Annotated in this window: 1 pseudogene; it reads left to right on the top strand. The window is 49.2% G+C overall.

The annotated features are described in order from the left end of the window. Positions 1 to 240 (top strand): annotated as a pseudogene (locus HMPREF2996_RS00005) (HNH endonuclease); the annotation flags it as partial.

The following is a 240-nucleotide window of genomic DNA, read 5'->3' as shown; positions in this document are numbered from 1 at the left end:
TTTACCCCTTCTAAACCGAATCAGGCTTTTCCTACACGTAGTCAAATCAGGCGCAAAGTCCGCGATATATGTAAAACACTGGATGATTCCATTGCCTATCGGGATACCCGCCCTAAAGATACCTACCGGTTTTCCTCTAACGGTACTTCTGCCTGGTTGGAACTGCAGGTTGAAGAAGACACCGGCATGAAACTCGATGCCTTCATCCACCAGACCGCCGCCAAGGAAGACATCACTGTC

Source organism: Corynebacterium sp. HMSC066C02, assembly GCF_001814945.1.
Lineage (GTDB): Bacteria > Actinomycetota > Actinomycetes > Mycobacteriales > Mycobacteriaceae > Corynebacterium > Corynebacterium aurimucosum.
The sequence above is the reverse complement of the archived record's forward strand: the minus strand, read 5'-3'. Positions and strand labels throughout refer to the sequence as shown.